This window comes from Mannheimia sp. (genome assembly GCF_056854775.1).
In genome coordinates, this window is record NZ_JBXGGI010000135.1 from 1 (window position 1) to 17,323 (window position 17,323).

Here is a 17,323-nt window from a genome sequence, read left to right on the forward strand (position 1 = left end):
CCTGCCGACATAAACTGCCCTGCCGAAAGGGCAGCAAAACGCGGATTAGCTTTCGCCTCTGCTAACATTTCACTTTGTTTGTTAATCGCCCAAGGAGTCAGCCAAAAGACGTTATATACCGCTAAAGCTGTCGTAAAAATGGAGAGGAACATCGCCACTTTTACCAATAAACCTTGCCCGATCCCACACGCACGCATCACTGTAATTTCACTTTCCGCATAAAAACGCCCAAGTGTCAATAATAGTGCAATAAAAAGAGATAACGGCAACATTAATTGTGCCATTGTCGGCATTCCCAGCCCTAATAAGCTGACGACTAAATCTGCCGGTACTTTACCACTTACGGCAGAACTTAAAACTCGAACTAATTGCTGGCAGAAAAAAATCAGCAAGAGGATAAACAATATCGCTACTTGGCTTTTAAATATCTCTTTGGTTAAATATCGGCTTAAAATCACAGTTTTTCTCTATAATGTCTAAAATTAAGAAACACTAAGCTATAACAAGCGGTCTCTTTTTAACAATTTTTTGCAAAAGTGTCTTGCATACGAATATGCAATAATACCTTTTTTAGCTAGAAAAATCATCTATAGAAAAATTACGCACGGTTTAACCGTGCGTAAAATTCATTATTTATTTTTTAGATTTCTTAGATGATGCTACTTTATGAACCTCAAGAATTAATTTTTTACCTTGCTCATTTGCGATTTCAATCTTAGCCGGTGCATCTGATTTTTGGTGAAGAATTGCGACAATATTTTCTCCTTGTGCCAACTCTTCAAAATTCCCTTTTACGGTTAATTTTTCTGCATCTACTTGGCTATCAAAAATCAAGAAAGTTGCTAATGGTGTTACCCTAATATTTTTTAGCCCCAAATTTTCCTTAGTAACCGTTTTATATTGAGGTGCTTTTTTATTTTTTGCTGCTGCAATATTGTCTTTATCTGTTGCAATGCTAAAAATATGTTGAACTTTCGCCGCTGAGCTTGATTGAGATGTTGAGCTTTCTTCAGTTGGAGCTGATTGAGGGGTTGCCTGCTCGCCATCGAAAATAATATCTCCTACAAATTGCTCTTTTTGAGGAAGAGCTTTTAATAATGGTTCGACACCTTTCGCAGAAATCACCATAAATAAACGCTCGCCTATTTTTTCAAAGCGAATATCAGTATCAGAGAGTTGCTTCCCAATTTGCTCATTTATACTTTTAATAGAGGTTTCAGCACTGTTTTGAATTGACACTTTACGAGTTGTATCAACATCATAAGCAATAAAACCTACTTTCAAACGTTGTGAAAGTTGTTGAAGTAAACTACCCACTTCACCTTCATAAGAAAGGCGTAACTTTGCCTGCTCATAGCGACTAATTTGAGTATCATCGGTGGCTAACGCTGATGTTTGAATAAATAATCCAACCATACCTGCAATTAATGTTTTACCTAAAAACCGCATTTTTATCTCCCATAATCTTGAAACCTCAATATTTCTTCTAGTATAAAGTAAGCAAACTAAAAGAAAAACCAATAAAATCATCTATATGACCAAAAAATTAGCTGATATTTCAATATAAAGCGTAAATTTTTGAAAATTTTATTTATACTAAGCATTTATTTATTATTGAACACTCTACCTAAACTGAAACAATAAATAGGGGACAAAATAATGGAATTTAGTGTTAAAAACGGCAGTGTTGAAAAACAAAGAACCGCTTGTTTGGTCGTTGGGGTTTATGAACCTCGCAGACTTTGTACTGCTGCGGAACAATTAGATAAATTAAGTAATGGCTATATTAGCTCACTACTCAGACGTGGCGATTTAGAAGGCAAAGCAGGGCAAACATTATTATTACACAATGTGCCGAATGTGCCTGCTGATCGTGTATTACTGGTTGGTTGTGGCAAAGAGCGTGAATTAACCGAGCGTCAATATAAACAAATTATTCAAAAAACCGTGCAAACAATTAATGAAACTGGCTCAATGGAGATGGTCTGTTTTTTAACTGAGTTGCACGTTAAAGGCAGATCAGCCTATTGGAATGTACGATTTGCCGTTGAGGCAATGCAAGAAAATCAATATGCCTATAATGATTTCAAGAGCATTAAGCCGGAAGTTCGCCGTGAATTGCGTCGTGTAGTGTTCAATGTCGCAAATCGTAAAGATTTAGCAGAAGCCGAGCGTGCATTAGAACACGGCAAAGCGGTAGCATTGGGCGTAGCGAGTGCCAAAAATGTGGCAAATTGCCCGCCGAATGTGTGTAATCCAAAATATTTATCCCAGTTGGCTCAAGGTTTAGCCGCAGACTATGAGGCAGTATCGACCACAATTATTAATGAAAAACAGATGGCTGAATTAGGAATGAATGCTTATTTAGCGGTTTCTCGTGGTTCTGAAAACGAAGCGTTTTTATCGTTAATTGAATATAAAGGCAATCCAAACCCTGATGCTAAACCTATTGTGTTAGTTGGCAAAGGTTTAACTTTCGATTCAGGCGGTTTATCGATTAAACCGGCAGAAGCAATGGATGAAATGAAATACGATATGTGCGGTGCGGCAAGCGTTTACGGTACAGTGAAAGCCATTGCTGAAATGAAATTACCGCTTAATGTTATCGGTGTTTTAGCAGGCTGTGAGAATGCCGTTGATGGTAAATCTTACCGCCCGGGTGATATTCTTACTACAATGTCGGGCTTAACCGTTGAGGTGTTAAATACGGACGCCGAAGGACGTTTAGTTCTATGTGATACATTCACTTATGTTGAACGCTTTAATCCAGAGTTAGTGATTGATATTGCGACCCTCACCGGGGCTTGTATGATTGCGTTAGGTAATCACAACAGTGGCTTAATGTCGCCATCTAATAGTTTAGCCAACGAGCTATTAACGGCTGCCGAACAAGCAGATGATAAAGCGTGGCGTTTGCCGTTAGGGGAAGAATATCAAGAACAGCTTAAATCTAATTTTGCCGATCTTGCCAATATCGGCGGACGTTTAGGTGGGGCAATTACTGCAGGGCAGTTCTTATCAAACTTCACTAAAAAATACACTTGGGCACATTTAGATATTGCCGGTACTGCGTGGAAATCAGGTGCGGCAAAAGGGGCTACAGGTCGCCCTGTCAATCTTTTAACCCAATTCTTAATTAATAAAGCGGAAAGTTAATAACACAAGCGGTTAAATTTCAGGAAAGATTTGCAAAATTCCCCGAAAATTTAACCGCTTGTTATTCGTTATTTTCTAACCAACGCTAACACATCAGCAAATAATTTTTTAAATAGAGGCGGGACACTATGTTCGCCTCTATTTCTCATCTCATTCGCTAAGGCTATGGCTAAATCAGGCTTAGAGCTTTTTTGAATAGCTCTTTTGATAATATATGAAACCGGATATTTTTCCTGAGAACGCCAATTTGCAAGGCGAATAAATACATTACGCAAACCTGCTTTATAGAAGAAATGTTCAATGTCTTTTTGCGGTAATGCCGTTAAGCGTTGAGCAAAATCGTCGTCTAAACTTTTAACGGTTTCTGCGTAGCGTTTGCCTGCATCATCGCCATCAGTTAAGACATACCATTCAATCCCCATCGCTCTTGCATATTTAATAAGAGGGCGTAAACCGCACTGAGCAAATTCGACAATTTTGATGCCTTCCATTTCTAAGTTGATCTCTAATAATTTTGCCAGCTCTTCTAAAATCCAAACTTCGGTTTCCCCTTCTACTAAGATCCACGCTTTTGCAAATAAGGCTAATCCTCTGTTGTGATGGATATGGAAAGTTAATTTACGCAGATCTTCTCTACCGATGCTTTGACGTTCCAACCAATAGGCTTGAGTGTGAGAGTCATAACGCACTAAACGACCAATTTCGCGTAACGGCACTTGTGAAAGCAATTCAATGGAATTCGTTGTGGTAATACGTTGGCTGGGTAGAACGCTGAGTAGCTCCCAGAAAATCGCCACCATTCGAGGGTGTAAAAACGCATTAAAATCTTCAAATAAGATAATCGGTTTTTCAATAACTGCTACTTTAGGCTTAAAAAGAAAAAGATCTGAAATATGCTGTTGAACCAGCTCCACCAACTCTTCATTTTGTTTTAAACGCAGACAGAGTGATTTTACTTTTTCCCACCACAATGTGGTGTCTTGCATACTATTTTTCATTAAATGGCGGCTTTGGCTGGTTAAAAAATAGTATTTCAGTAAGGAAGAAAGAGCGTTTAATTCACGCTGAAAATCGGTATCAGGCTGATTGTAACCATTAAGTAATAACTCGTTATGCACTCTTTTATTTAGCCGTGCATCACGTAAGCGGAAAACAGGATGATGATAAATAAATTGCTTAATCCATTTTTCCGCTTGCTCAATGTGGATAGGTTTTAAATCTTGATCGACAAACTGATATTCAGTGCCAATCTGCTCAGCTAACAATCTTCCTGTTACTTTTAAGGAAATGCACCGTTTGTTCTCTAAATAAAATGAACAGAACGACAATGCAGGAGGAAGTTGAAGTAACGAGCTATCGTCAGCAATTTCTTCACAAAAAGTGAAAACAAGCGTGATGTCTCGCACTTGGTTTGGCGTATCGCTATATTGAATATGGAAATCTTTAAACTGGAATTGGTACAATTTATGTTCTAAGTTAAAAATTAAGCTTAAGGCATCAATCAGGCTTGATTTCCCCCACGCATTTTCGCCGATTAACACCATATTTGGACGTAATTGTAGCGATAAATGATTAATTCCCCGAAAGCCACTGATTTCAATATGTTTTAGATACATACCGCCCCCTTATTACTATTCTTTTACAATTTCATAGCAAGGTTGATAAGCATCTCCCGTTGGGATTTTCATACGATGTTGAACCACAAAACTTTCGAGTAATCTATCCATATGATCCATTAATTTGCGATCGCCCCGTAATTTAAACACGCCATATTGTTCAATCAAATCGGAAGTTTCAGGCTTAATGTTACCTGCCACAATGCCTGAAAATGCTCGTCTTAAATTCGCCGCCAGCTGCTCTTTTGACTGCTCCAGACTTAAATTCAGATTTGCCATACTTTCGTGAGTTGGAATAAATGGCGTAATAAAATCTTCTTCGATTTTTAAAGACCAGTTGAAATTATAAGCATCACCACTTTCATAACGACTGTTTTTTACTTCCACCATCGATTGCTTCACCTTACGAGCAACCAATACAGGGTCATCAATAATAATCTCATACAGGCTGCGAGCCTCTTCGCCTAAGGTATCTCCAATGAATTTATCAATAACATAGAAATAATCGGCAGATTCTTTCGGTGCGGTTAAGATAAGCGGTAATTTTTGCAACTTATTTTGCGGATTTAACTTAATGCCGATAATATACAGCAGCTCTTCCAATGTGCCCGGTCCGCCCGGAAAAACCACAATAGCGTGCCCTAAACGAACAAATGCTTCCAAGCGTTTTTCAATATCAGGCATAATCACTAATTCATTGACAATCGGATTTGGTGGTTCAGAGGCAATAATCGACGGCTCAGTAATCCCAATAAAACGCCCGTTTTTATAACGCTGATTGGCGTGCCCGATGGTAACACCTTTCATCGGTGCTTCCATTACACCCGCACCGCAACCTGTTACAATATTCAGCTCACGTAAACCAAACTCTTGACCTACCGCTCGGCAATATTGGTATTCAATGTCATTAATAGAATGACCACCCCAGCAAACCACTAAATTCGGGTCAGTGTTCATCTCTATCGCTTTTGCATTACGCAAAATCGAAAACACAATATTTGTGGTTAGCGTTTCTACTGATGTATTTTCAAGCGGTGGAATTGCCTTTTTTAAAGCATTAACAAAAATAATGTCTCTTAACACTGCAAAAAGATGATACTGAATATTTAAAATCATCTTACCATCAACAAAGGCTGTCGGCGGTGGGTTGTGCAACTCTAGCGATACCCCTTTCTCTCGGGTTAATAATCGAATTTCAAAATCAGGATATTGATTTAACAAGGCACGGCTATCATCAGTATGCACGCCTGAATTCAGCACCGCTAATGAGCAGTTACGATAAATTTGATATAAATTGCCCCGTGTATTTTTAGCTAATAGCTGCATTTCCAAATGAGAAAGTTGCTCCATACTGCCTTTAGGGTTAATTCTGTGTACTGCCATTTTTTCTCCTTGCTATTTGTAAGAAATTCCATAAATGTGGGTAACCTTAAGTCATTTGCAAAAAGTTACTCTTTTTTATTCACAATCCTTGTAAGGATTGTTCACGGCTTCGCCGCCCTTGGCTAGCCAACGTTCAAAAAGCTCCGCTTTTTGTGACCGCTTGTTACTTCAATAGTTTATCAATAACACGACTTACCGCAAAAAAACCGAATGTTGCAGTAACCATTGTAACTGCCCCAAAGCCATTAGCACAGTTCATCGTGGCGGATACTTCACAACCCTCGCCCATTTTCGGGAAAATTAATTGTTGGGTGGATGAAACGCAATCCACGCCAAATTTGCTCTTGTTGCTAAAGCCATACTCTTTACGCAACAAGGTGCGAACCCTTGCAGCTAGTGGGTCTTGCACCGTTTTGCTTAAATCGGTAATTTGAATTTGGGTTGGGTCAGTCTGCCCGCCTGCCCCGCCAGTGGTAATTAATTTGATTTTGTTACGCTTACAGTAAGCAATCAACGCTGCTTTGGTTCTGACCGAATCAATCGCATCAATCACATAATCGTAGCCACGATTGAGATAGTCAGGGATATTTTCAGGCGTGATAAAATCATCAATAATCTCCACCACACATTCAGGATTGATTCCTTCAATGCGAGCTTTCATCGCCTCAGTTTTCAACTGAGCCACTGTGCCACTCATTGCGTGAATTTGGCGGTTAATATTCGTTACACAAATATCATCCATATCAATCATTGTAATCTTACCAATACCTGAACGAGCCAACGCCTCTACAGCCCAAGAACCCACTCCGCCAATGCCAATCACACAAATATGCGAACGGCGGAGCTTTTCCAGCCCTTCCGGTGTGTAAATGCGGCCAATACCGCCAAAACGTTGTTCGTAGTTGTCTAGTCTTTCTGTCATTTTGCTTTTCTATAATTTATTGGGGAGAATAATGATTCGCCCCTACCGTTAAATATTGCCGTTTTTGATATTTTCTAACTCTTCCCAACGTTCAAACGCTTTTTCTAATGCGGCTTCGGTATCCGCTAGCTGTTGTAATTTCTCGTTGGTGTAAGTCTGATCTTTTGCAAAGAAATCCGCACTGTTTACCTCACTCTGTAAAGCCTCGATTTCAGCTTCTAAGGCTTCCATTTTTGCCGGTAATTCTTCCAGCTCACGTTGGTCTTTATAGGAAAGTTTGACCTTTTTCGCCTCAGTTTTGGGTTTCTCTTGCTTAGGCTCTTCTACAAGCGGTTCTTTTTTAGTAGAATTTTGCAGATTATTAGCACGAGTGGCGTGATAATTATCTTGCTGCTGTTTGGCATCAAAATAGCCGCCGATGTATTTATTCAGCACACCGTTGCCTTCAAAGAAATAGCACTCCTCCACCGTGTTATCAATAAATTGACGGTCGTGGCTGACGACCAACAATGTACCTTGATAATCAGCTAACATCTCTTCTAATAGCTCTAAGGTTTCTACATCCAAATCATTGGTTGGTTCGTCCAGAATCAACAAGTTATTCGGTTTCAGCAACAATTTTGCCAATAACAAACGGTTACGCTCTCCACCCGACAAGGCTTTCACCGGGGTCATCGCTCTTTTCGGCGGGAACAAGAAATCTTGCAAATAGCCTAAAACGTGGCGTTTTACCCCGTTTACTTCCACATCTTGCTTACCGTCCGCGACGTTATCCATCACCGTTTTTTCTAAATCTAATTCAGCACGGTATTGGTCAAAATAGGCAACTTCCAATTTTGTACCACAACGGATTGTGCCTGAAGTGGGCTGCAATTCGCCTAACAGTAATTTGATGAACGTTGTTTTACCACAACCATTCGGGCCAACCAACGCAATTTTATCGCCACGTTGAATGGTTGCAGTGAAGTTTTGCAGTAAGTTCTTGCCCTCAATTTCATAGCTGGCATTTTCAAGTTCAAATACAATTTTGCCCGAGCGTGCAGTTTGGTCGAGCTGAATTTTTGCCGTGCCTTGTACCTCTCGGCGATTGCGGCGCTCTTCCCGTAAGGCTTTCAACGCACGCACACGCCCTTCGTTACGAGTGCGGCGAGCCTTAATGCCTTGACGAATCCACACTTCCTCTTGAGCCAGTTTTTTATCAAACAGTTCATTTTGCAATGCTTCTACACGCAGATCTTCGGCTTTTTCTTCCAAATATTTATCGTAATTGCTCGGGTAAGAGACCAACTTACCGCGGTCTAAATCCACAATACGAGTTGCCATTTTGCGAATAAAGGAACGGTCGTGGGAAATAAAAATAATCGCCCCTTTAAAATCGAGCAATAAATCTTCAAGCCAAGTGATTGCCTCCACGTCCAAATGGTTGGTTGGCTCGTCTAATAATAAAATATCCGGATCTGCCACCAACGCACGAGCAAGTGCCGCACGGCGAACCCAGCCGCCCGAGAGTTCGCACAAGCGTTTTTCAGGATCAAGCTCCAATAATTTCAAGGTGTCTTGAATCCGATTTTCAAACTGCCAGCCGTTGTTGTGTTCTAATTGAGCTTGAATATGGGATAACTTCGCCAACAGTTCATCGCTATAATCTGTCAGCATTTGTTGCGAAATGTGGTGATATTGCTTTAAAAGTTCGCTTAAATGGGCGATTCCTTCTGCAACATAATCAAATACCGTATCTTGAATATGGCGTGGTGGGTCTTGCTCTAAACGGGTAACCACAATATCTTTTTCAAAAATCAACTTGCCGTCATCAAGTTGCACTTCGCCGGCAAGCACTTTCATTAAAGTCGATTTGCCCGCCCCGTTTCTTCCTACCAAACAAACCCGTTCGTTTGGTTCAATGTGTAATTCGGTGTGATCTAATAAAGGATGATCGCCAAAACCTAAATAGGCGTTGGATAAATTAAGTAGTGCCATAATCTTCTCAGCTAGAAAAAATGAAGTTGATTTTAACAGATTCCAAGCAGAAATTTGATATAAATTGCATTCACTGCTTTCTAAATTTATACTTTCACCAATAATAAAAATAGGATAGTGATTATGTCGTTAAAATCTGTCAATTTTGAGTTCTTACGCCCTGATTTTGAGCTGCTTGCCGACTTAGCGGCGTGTGCTGAAAATGTATTATTTTCTGATGCAGGAAGTACACTGGTTCGTTTACGCAGTTTTGCGGAAGAAACTGTGCGAGAAATTTACCGCCAAGATCATCTGCCCTCTCTCCCAAAGGCTAACTTTTACGAGCTACTAAACGATAATGTATTTAAAAACCACATTGATAAACGCCTATTTTTAATGCTTGATAGCTTGCGTATTCACGGTAATCCAGCCGCTCACGGCAAAGTAGTGAATAATTGCCAAACGGCAGAAACTTGCTTAAAAACCGCACATAACATCGCAAAATATATGGCGATTCGCTATCTTGCAAAAAAATTAGAAAATCTACCCGCTTACCAAGCCATTAATGACCCAGATATTATTCAAAAAATACGCCAAGCAGATTATGAAGCATTACAAAATGAGCTTGAGCAACTCCGACAAACACTTTCTCATCAAAAACAGCTAAACGATGTAGAACTTGCCAATATTCAAGCACGAAGTGAGCAAACTGCTCAAAGTTTACAATGGAATGAAGCAGAAACTCGCCGTTTAGTTATTGATGCAATGCTAGCTCAAGCTCATTGGAATTTACATAATCCCGAAGAAATTGGGCTGGAAGTAGAGTTGATAATGTCTGACGGCACAAAAGGTTATGCCGACTATGTGCTATGGGGCGATAATGGACAGCCACTTGCCGTGGTAGAAGCGAAACGCACTGCCAAAAATGCGATGCTTGGGCGAGAACAAGCTCGTCAATATGCTAATGCTTTTGAAAAAGCTGGCTTTCAACGTCCTGTTATTTTCTACACAAACGGTTATGAAACCTACATTTGGGACGACAAACAATACAATTCACCTCGTCAAATTTTTGGGCTATACAGTAAATCTAGCCTTGAATATTTGATTTATCAACGTACTTACCGTGATAACAATTTAGAAAATGATAATCCTGATCTCAGCATTGCAGGACGAACCTATCAAATTGAAGCAATAAAGAGCGTTGCGAGTGCATTTTCCGAACAACGCCGAAAAGCCTTAATCATTCAAGCAACAGGCACAGGCAAAACACGAGTGGCAATTGCTTTAACTAAATTACTTCTTGTTAAAAATTGGGCAAAACGAGTGCTATTTTTATGCGACCGCCGAGAGCTACGCAAACAAGCGGATAATGCCTTCAAAGATTTCTTAGGCTCGGAATCTCGTTGTGTCATTGGCGAAACAAACGAAGTCCCTAAAGACAGCCGAATTTATATTTCTACCTACCCAGCGATGATACGTCGTTTTGAGCAGTTTGATGTTGGCTTTTTTGACTTAATTATTGCAGACGAATCACACCGCAGTATTTACAACAAATACCGTGATTTATTCGATTATTTCGACTCTCTACAACTTGGTTTAACCGCAACGCCAGTAAGATACATCAGCCGTAACACCTTCCAAATGTTTGGCTGTGAAAGCACCGACCCAACTTATGCCTATGGTTTTGAAGAAGCCGTAAACGATGGGCATTTAGTGCCTTACCGAGCATTAGACTTAACTACCGAATTTTTGCGTGAAGGCATTCACTATAACGATTTAAGCGAAGAACAAAAACGCCAACTAGAAGAAGATTTAGGTGAAGAGATTGCACAAAATACGACTATTGAAGGCAAAGATATTGGGCGAAAAATTTTCAGTATTTCAACGGACAAAGAAATTTTAAGTAACCTCATCAATAATGGAATTAAAGATGAAACCGGCACACTAGTTGGCAAATCGATTATTTTTGCTCAACGCCAAGACCACGCTGAACATTTAGAAAAGCTATTTTGTGAAATGTACCCAAACTACGGCAACAGAGTGTGCAAAGTTATTCATACCAATATTGCCAAAGTAGATATGCTACTCGATGAATTTAAACAGCCTGATAATGCTTTCCGCATTGCCATTTCCGTTGATATGCTAGATACGGGCATTGATATTCCAGAAGTGGTTAATTTGGTATTTGCTCGACCGGTAAAATCGCAAGTAAAATTCTGGCAAATGATTGGACGAGGCACACGCCTACGCCCGAATTTATTTGGCGAAGGCAAGCACAAAACACAATTTTATATTTTTGACCACTACGGTAATTTTCGCTATTTTGCAGAAGACTACCAAGAACCGGAAGATATTACGAGCAAATCATTATTACAGCTACTCTTTGAAGAGCGAGTGAAATGCTACCAAACTGCATTAAAACAAAGCAATTTCAACGCCTTTGATTTAATGGTTGAGCTTATCCAAAAAGACATTGCCGACTTGCCTGAAAACAGTGTTTCGGTAAAGAAAAATTTACGCACCGTGCATTTACTCCAACAGAGTCAATTACTCCAAAAAGCTGATGCCCAAACGCAACAACTACTTATTGGGGAGATTGCCCCATTAATGGGTTTTCGTACGCTACAAGACAAAGAAGCTGCAGCCTTTGATAAACTCATTGTTCAAGCACAAACTAACCTGATGTTAAATAACAGTAGTTTTGAAAATAACCGTAGCGAAATTTTACAAAAAATTAACCGCTTACCTGTGAATTTACAAGTAGTGAGAGCGAAACAAACTTTTATTGAACAAGTTAGAGGTGCTGAATTTTGGCAACAGATTGATGTGATGAAGCTCGAGCAAATTCGCCAACAATTGCGAGATTTAATGAAATACTTTGAGGGAACAGGCGGAGGTTATCCATTCGGCACATTAACCACCGCCACCCAAGACACCGCACTTGAAGGGCGAATTGCACCTTACATTGGCGAGCAAGAACTTTCAATTTATCGCAATCGCATAAAAGAGGTATTTAAAGCTCACTTAACGCAAAGCCCTGTGTTACAAAAAATCCGCAATGGCGAAGGGGTAACTCAAGAAGAAATGGCAGAACTTAGCTCGCTGATTTTAACCAACTGCCCGGATATTAGCCAAAATATCTTAACCTCCTTTTTCGGGCAAACGGCTGATGAATTACAATACCGTTTGCGGGCAATGGTCGGCTTAGACACCGATTATTTAGAAAAACATTTTGAACAATTTATTCATCAAAATGGAACGCTCTCCAGCAAACAGGTACGTTTTTTAAATCTGCTGAAAAATTTTATTGCCACACACGGCGGCATTAAAGAGCTGGAAAGCCTCTACCAAGCTCCATTTACCAGCATAGATAGTTTAGGCATTGATGGCGTATTCGACACCACAAACCAAGCCGATATGCTAATTGAAGTGATTAAACCCTTTATTATTAAAGATTCATAATCGGATATTACACTCTCTTTGAGAGAGAACAAGCGGTTGAATTTTTAGAAAATTTTGCAAGTTAGAGATATGAGATGAAACAAGAAAAGTTAGGAAATTGTTGTAATATAGATATGGGACAAGCTCCAGATGGAAATTCATATAATGAAAATAATGAAGGATTACCATTAATTGCTGGAGCAGGTGATTTTGGTGATTATTATCCTAATGCTAAAAAACATACATCAAAGCCAACAAAAATTAGTAAGATCAACGATATTATTTTATGTATTCGTGCCACTATTGGAGATGTAAATTGGAGCGATAAAAAATATTGTTTAGGTCGAGGTGTTGCTGGCTTACGAGCAGATAAATCTAAATTAGATCAAAATTACTTATGGCATTTTATATCTTCTAATAAGGAACAATTAGCATCACAAGGTACAGGCTCAACATTTAAACAAGTCTCTAAAAACCATATATATAATTGGGAAATTCCACTCCCCGATCTCCCAACTCAAACTAAAATCGCCCAAATACTCGATAAAGCCGACCAAATTCGCCAAAAGCGGAAAAAAGCGATTGAGCTTGCTGATGAGTTTTTAAGATCGCTATTTTTGGAAATGTTTGGCGATCCTGTGGTTAATCCGAAAGGGTGGAAAACTGAAGAATTAAAAAACTTCACTGAGTTTGAAAATGGTGATAGATCTTCAAATTATCCTAGTGGTAAAGATTTATTACCAAGCGGGATCCCTTTTTTAAGTACTAAAAATATCAATTCTGATACTTATAGTGAAGTAACATTAAATTACATATCAGAAGGTAAATTCAATAGCCTTAGTAGAGGGAAAGTAAATAATGGCGATATACTTATTACATTAAGAGGAACTCTAGCATCTTGTTGTATTTTTAATAGTAAATATGAACGAGCCTTTATAAATGCTCAAATGATGATTATTAGAACGAATAAAACTAAGATTAGCAATGATTTCTTACATTCTTTATTAACATTTTCAACGGTAAATTATAAATTAAAAAATTTAGGACAAGGTGCTGCTGTTCCCCAATTAACAGCAAAACAGCTACAAGAATTTAAAGTTATTATTCCACCATTAGAAAAGCAAAATACTTTTTTAAACATAAAAAGAAAAATCTCAGATTTAAAAAACAAAATAGAAAGTTCAAAAACTGACGAACTTTTCAACTCCTTAAGTCAGCAATATTTTGCAAAAGTGGAATAATTAACTCTGCCATACATACTTATAACAAGCGGTCATTTTCCGCCAATTTTTTACAAAAGGATACATTATGCTAACAGGCAATATTCGCCATCAAATTGATACATTGTGGGAAAAATTTTGGACAGGTGGTATTACTAATCCACTTACAGTTATTGAGCAAATTTCTTACCTTATTTTCGCTCGTATGCTTGATATGCAAGAAAGCCTTGCCGAAAAAGCGGCTACACGAGGAGCAAAATTTGAGCCGATTTACCCACAAACACCTGAAGGGCAAAAATTGCGTTGGAGTAATTTCCGCCATTTATCAGGGCAAGAACTTGCAGTGCATTTAAAACAAAATGTGTACCCTTATTTTGCAGAAATCGGTAATAAAGGCAATTTCGGGCGGTTAAGCGATTATATGAAAAATGCCGATCTCGCCATTCAAAATGAGAGTGTACTCACCTCTGCAATTGAACTAATTGAGGCTCTGCCACTTAATTTAAGTGATGTAAAAGGCGATATTTATGAATATTTGCTTTCAAAATTAACCACCGCCGGTATTAACGGGCAGTTCCGTACACCTCGCCATATTATTGATTTAATGGTGGAAATGACCGAACCTCAACCAACAGAAACAGTCTGCGACCCTGCCTGTGGTACGGCTGGTTTTTTAGCTCGTACAATGGAATATCTAAACCGCACACACTCCAGCGAATTCGGTAAATTTACCGATGACGATGGCAATATGATTTATTCAGGCGATTTACTTGAAGAATATCGCTCTCACATTAACGAAAAAATGTTTTGGGGCTTTGATTTTGACAGCACAATGTTACGTGTTTCAAGTATGAATATGTTGTTACACGGTGTTTCAGGAGCCAATATTCTTTATCAAGATAGCCTCAATAAAAGCATTCTTGACCGATATCCTGCACAAGCGGAAAACTTTTTCGATGTTATTTTGGCAAATCCGCCATTCAAAGGCAGTTTAGATGAAAGCAACATTAACCCGAAAGTAGCTTCAATGGTTAAAACCAAGAAAACAGAATTACTCTTTACTGCACATATTCTCAATATCTTAAAAGTAGGTGGACGAGCAGCAGTGATTGTGCCGGATGGTGTATTGTTTGGCTCAAGTAACGCTCATCAGCAATTACGCAAACATCTATTAGAAAACAATCAATTAGAAGGGGTTGTCAGCTTGCCAAGTGGTGTATTCAAACCTTATGCGGGCGTTTCTACTGCTATTTTGTTATTTAGCAAAGGGGGTTCAAGCAATAAAGTATGGTTCTACAACGTTACCGCTGATGGCTATTCATTAGATGATAAACGCTCGCCTGTTGCAGAAAATGATTTACCCAAAGCTCTCAGCTCTTGGAAAACCTTCAAAGCGTTACTCAATAACAACGCCGGCGAAGATGAAATAAACGCAATATTCGGTGATAAAACCCAAGCAGGTTTTGTGGTAGATAAAGCAGAAATTACCGCCAATAAATATGATTTATCTATCAACCGTTACCAAGAAGTAATATATGAACAAGTGCAATACACTCCGCCAGCGGAAATTTTGCAGTCTCTTAAAACGTTAGAACAAGAAATTTTGTGCGATTTAAATGAGCTGGAGGAGATGTTGAAAAAATAGCAAAACAAGCGGTTGTTTTCTCAGATTTTTTGCAACTTGCAAAATTTTATGAAAAAACAACCGCTTGCATTTCCAATAGCTTCACACGCTTTTTGCTAATGTTTGGCTAATCCATTCATTCAAACTTAAATTTTCTGCTGTTGCTGCCATAACAGCTGCTTTATGTAGTTCTGGCGATAGGCGAATGTTAAACTTGCCAGAATACTGTTTAAATGGCTCAATATTTTTCTTTTCACACATTTCGAGAAAAACGTTTAGGCTGATTTCGCCTTCTTTCTTAAGTTGGGCAACATTATCTGCATAGAAATCCGCTCCACCATTTAAGCCAATAAATTCGCCTCTAAATAATTCGGTTTCAGGATCGTATGCAATCACAGCTTTATAGCCATTAATTTCCATAATATTACGCATAAGGAATCACTCCGTTTTCAGATAACCATTTTTTGATACTTGCTACCGCACCTTTATCGGTATCGGGATTTGAGTGAGGTCTATGAAAAACTCGGACTTGCTCAAATAACACAACCGCAATTCGGCTACCTTCTCGCTCTTCAATCTCAGCCCCTAACTCAAGAAATAGAGCTTCAATATCTCTCCACTTAATATTGGCTGAAATAGGCTATGTATAAATTTGACGTAATGTTTTGTGAGATTTTCACTTTAGATGAATTAATACCATAATTTAGTACCATTTTAAAGTAAAACCTCTGATACTGTACTAAATTTCAAAGAAGGTAGGGAAAGTAAAACTGGATTTTTCGATGCAGATCGCAAAAATAGGTGTTGAAAATAGCAAGCGGTCGAATTTCCCCAAATTTTTGCAGATTGATTGTTTGCAAAATTCTCTGAAAAAACGACCGCTTGTTTTGTTAAGATTATTCTTCTGTTGAAGTTTCTACAATATCTGCATTTTCAACCGTTTCGATGTTTTCATCATCTTCTTCAGGCTCGCACACTCGTTCTAAACTCACAACGTGTTCATCTTCTGCGGTGCGGATAATGCGAACGCCTTGGGTGTTGCGTCCGACCAAGCTCACTTCCGCCACCCTTGTGCGAACAAGCGTGCCGGCATCGGTAATCAGCATAATTTGGTCGGTATCGAACACCTGAACTGCCGCAACCACTTTACCGTTGCGTTCGTTCACTTTGATTGAAACTACCCCTTTCGTTGCACGAGACTTCACCGGATATTCGCCAATGACAGTACGTTTACCATAGCCGTTTTGGGTTACGGTGAGAATATCGCCTTCGGTGCGAGGAATGACAAGGGAAACCACACGGTCGGTGTCTAGGCTCACGCTTGAAGTATCTTCTGTTTCCTCATTTTCAATTTCAACGATTTCTGCCTCTTCAATCTCTTCACTTGAAATTTCAGTGGTGGATAGTTTGATACCACGCACCCCTGTTGCGGTACGCCCCATTGCTCGCACCGCTTTTTCCGCAAAACGAACGACTCTGCCTTGTGCGGAGAAGAGCATAATTTCGCTCTCGCCGTCTGTGATGTCCACGCCGATTAATTCATCGCCTTCGCGAAGTTTTAACGCAATTAGACCGCTTGATCTCACGTTACTAAACGCATCTAGCGAAACTTTTTTCACCACACCGCTTGCAGTTGCCATAAAGATAAATTTATCTGCGGAGAACTCGCCGTTTGGAATCGGCAGAATCGCGGTAATACGTTCGTTTTCTTCTTTCACAAGCGGTAGAATATTCACAATCGGCGTACCTCTTGCCCCACGGCTGGCTTGTGGTAATTGGTACACTTTTAATTGATATAAACGACCACGGCTTGAGAAACAGAGAATCGTATCGTGAGTATTCGCCACCAATAATTTTTCGATAAAGTCATCTTCTTTCATTTTGGTTGCAGACTTACCTTTACCGCCACGGCGTTGAGCTTCGTAGTCGGATAACGGCTGATATTTCACATAGCCTGCGTGAGTAAGTGCTACCACCACATCTTCTTGAGCGATTAAATCTTCAA

General features: G+C 39.4%; 13 protein-coding genes. 4 read left to right on the forward strand and 9 right to left on the reverse strand.

What is annotated here, in order from left to right:
* On the reverse strand, window positions 1–458 hold a 458-nt coding region (locus ACJHV0_RS09475; protein ID WP_483134031.1), incomplete at its 3' end, for an LptF/LptG family permease.
* A 175-nt stretch (window positions 459–633) separates the two neighbouring features.
* Window positions 634–1,449, reverse strand: coding sequence for a hypothetical protein (locus tag ACJHV0_RS09480; protein ID WP_483134032.1), 816 nt, complete (start codon window positions 1,447–1,449; stop codon window positions 634–636).
* Between the two features lie 210 nt (window positions 1,450–1,659).
* On the opposite strand from ACJHV0_RS09480, the gene pepA reads away from it, so the two are divergent.
* Window positions 1,660–3,156: a leucyl aminopeptidase gene (pepA, locus tag ACJHV0_RS09485; RefSeq protein ID WP_483134033.1), complete on the forward strand. Its 1,497-nt coding sequence runs from the start codon at window positions 1,660–1,662 to the stop codon at window positions 3,154–3,156.
* A gap of 68 nt (window positions 3,157–3,224) precedes the next feature.
* Here the strand turns inward: pepA and ACJHV0_RS09490 are convergent, their stop codons facing one another.
* From ACJHV0_RS09490 to ACJHV0_RS09505, 4 genes are all read right to left on the reverse strand, one after another.
* Window positions 3,225–4,772: an ATP-dependent endonuclease gene (locus tag ACJHV0_RS09490; protein ID WP_334254188.1), complete on the reverse strand. Its 1,548-nt coding sequence runs from the start codon at window positions 4,770–4,772 to the stop codon at window positions 3,225–3,227.
* 15 nt (window positions 4,773–4,787) lie between these two features.
* Complete coding sequence (gene ppnN, locus ACJHV0_RS09495) at window positions 4,788–6,155, reverse strand: nucleotide 5'-monophosphate nucleosidase PpnN (protein WP_025235608.1); 1,368 nt, start codon at window positions 6,153–6,155, stop codon at window positions 4,788–4,790.
* 163 nt (window positions 6,156–6,318) lie between these two features.
* Window positions 6,319–7,077 (reverse strand): tRNA cyclic N6-threonylcarbamoyladenosine(37) synthase TcdA, encoded by a 759-nt coding sequence (gene tcdA, locus ACJHV0_RS09500; RefSeq protein WP_483134034.1) that lies wholly within the window; start codon window positions 7,075–7,077, stop codon window positions 6,319–6,321.
* Between the two features lie 48 nt (window positions 7,078–7,125).
* Window positions 7,126–9,054, reverse strand: a complete 1,929-nt coding sequence (locus ACJHV0_RS09505; RefSeq protein ID WP_483134035.1) for an ABC transporter ATP-binding protein — start codon at window positions 9,052–9,054, stop codon at window positions 7,126–7,128.
* A 123-nt stretch (window positions 9,055–9,177) separates the two neighbouring features.
* Between ACJHV0_RS09505 and ACJHV0_RS09510 the strand changes: the two genes are divergently transcribed.
* From ACJHV0_RS09510 to ACJHV0_RS09520, 3 genes are all read left to right on the forward strand, one after another.
* Window positions 9,178–12,495 carry a DEAD/DEAH box helicase family protein gene (locus ACJHV0_RS09510; protein ID WP_483134036.1) on the forward strand — a complete coding sequence of 1,106 codons (3,318 nt, stop codon included), beginning with the start codon at window positions 9,178–9,180 and terminating at the stop codon, window positions 12,493–12,495.
* A 74-nt stretch (window positions 12,496–12,569) separates the two neighbouring features.
* A complete protein-coding gene (locus tag ACJHV0_RS09515; RefSeq protein WP_483134037.1) occupies window positions 12,570–13,715 on the forward strand; it encodes a restriction endonuclease subunit S in 1,146 nt (381 codons plus the stop codon).
* Window positions 13,716–13,782: 67 nt separating this feature from the next.
* On the forward strand, window positions 13,783–15,339 hold the full coding sequence (locus tag ACJHV0_RS09520) for a type I restriction-modification system subunit M (protein WP_483134038.1): 1,557 nt from the start codon (window positions 13,783–13,785) through the stop codon (window positions 15,337–15,339).
* A gap of 81 nt (window positions 15,340–15,420) precedes the next feature.
* Here ACJHV0_RS09520 and ACJHV0_RS09525 read toward each other — a convergent pair whose 3' ends face one another.
* From ACJHV0_RS09525 to ACJHV0_RS09535, 3 genes are all read right to left on the reverse strand, one after another.
* Entirely contained in the window at window positions 15,421–15,750 is a 330-nt protein-coding gene (locus ACJHV0_RS09525; protein WP_025235602.1) for a type II toxin-antitoxin system HicB family antitoxin, read from the reverse strand.
* Window positions 15,743–15,955 carry a type II toxin-antitoxin system HicA family toxin gene (locus tag ACJHV0_RS09530; protein ID WP_483134040.1) on the reverse strand — a complete coding sequence of 71 codons (213 nt, stop codon included), beginning with the start codon at window positions 15,953–15,955 and terminating at the stop codon, window positions 15,743–15,745. Before ACJHV0_RS09530 ends, ACJHV0_RS09525 begins: the two co-directional genes overlap by 8 nt.
* A 259-nt stretch (window positions 15,956–16,214) precedes the next feature.
* A partial coding sequence (locus tag ACJHV0_RS09535; RefSeq protein WP_483134039.1) for a DNA gyrase C-terminal beta-propeller domain-containing protein occupies window positions 16,215–17,323 on the reverse strand: 1,109 nt, incomplete at its 5' end.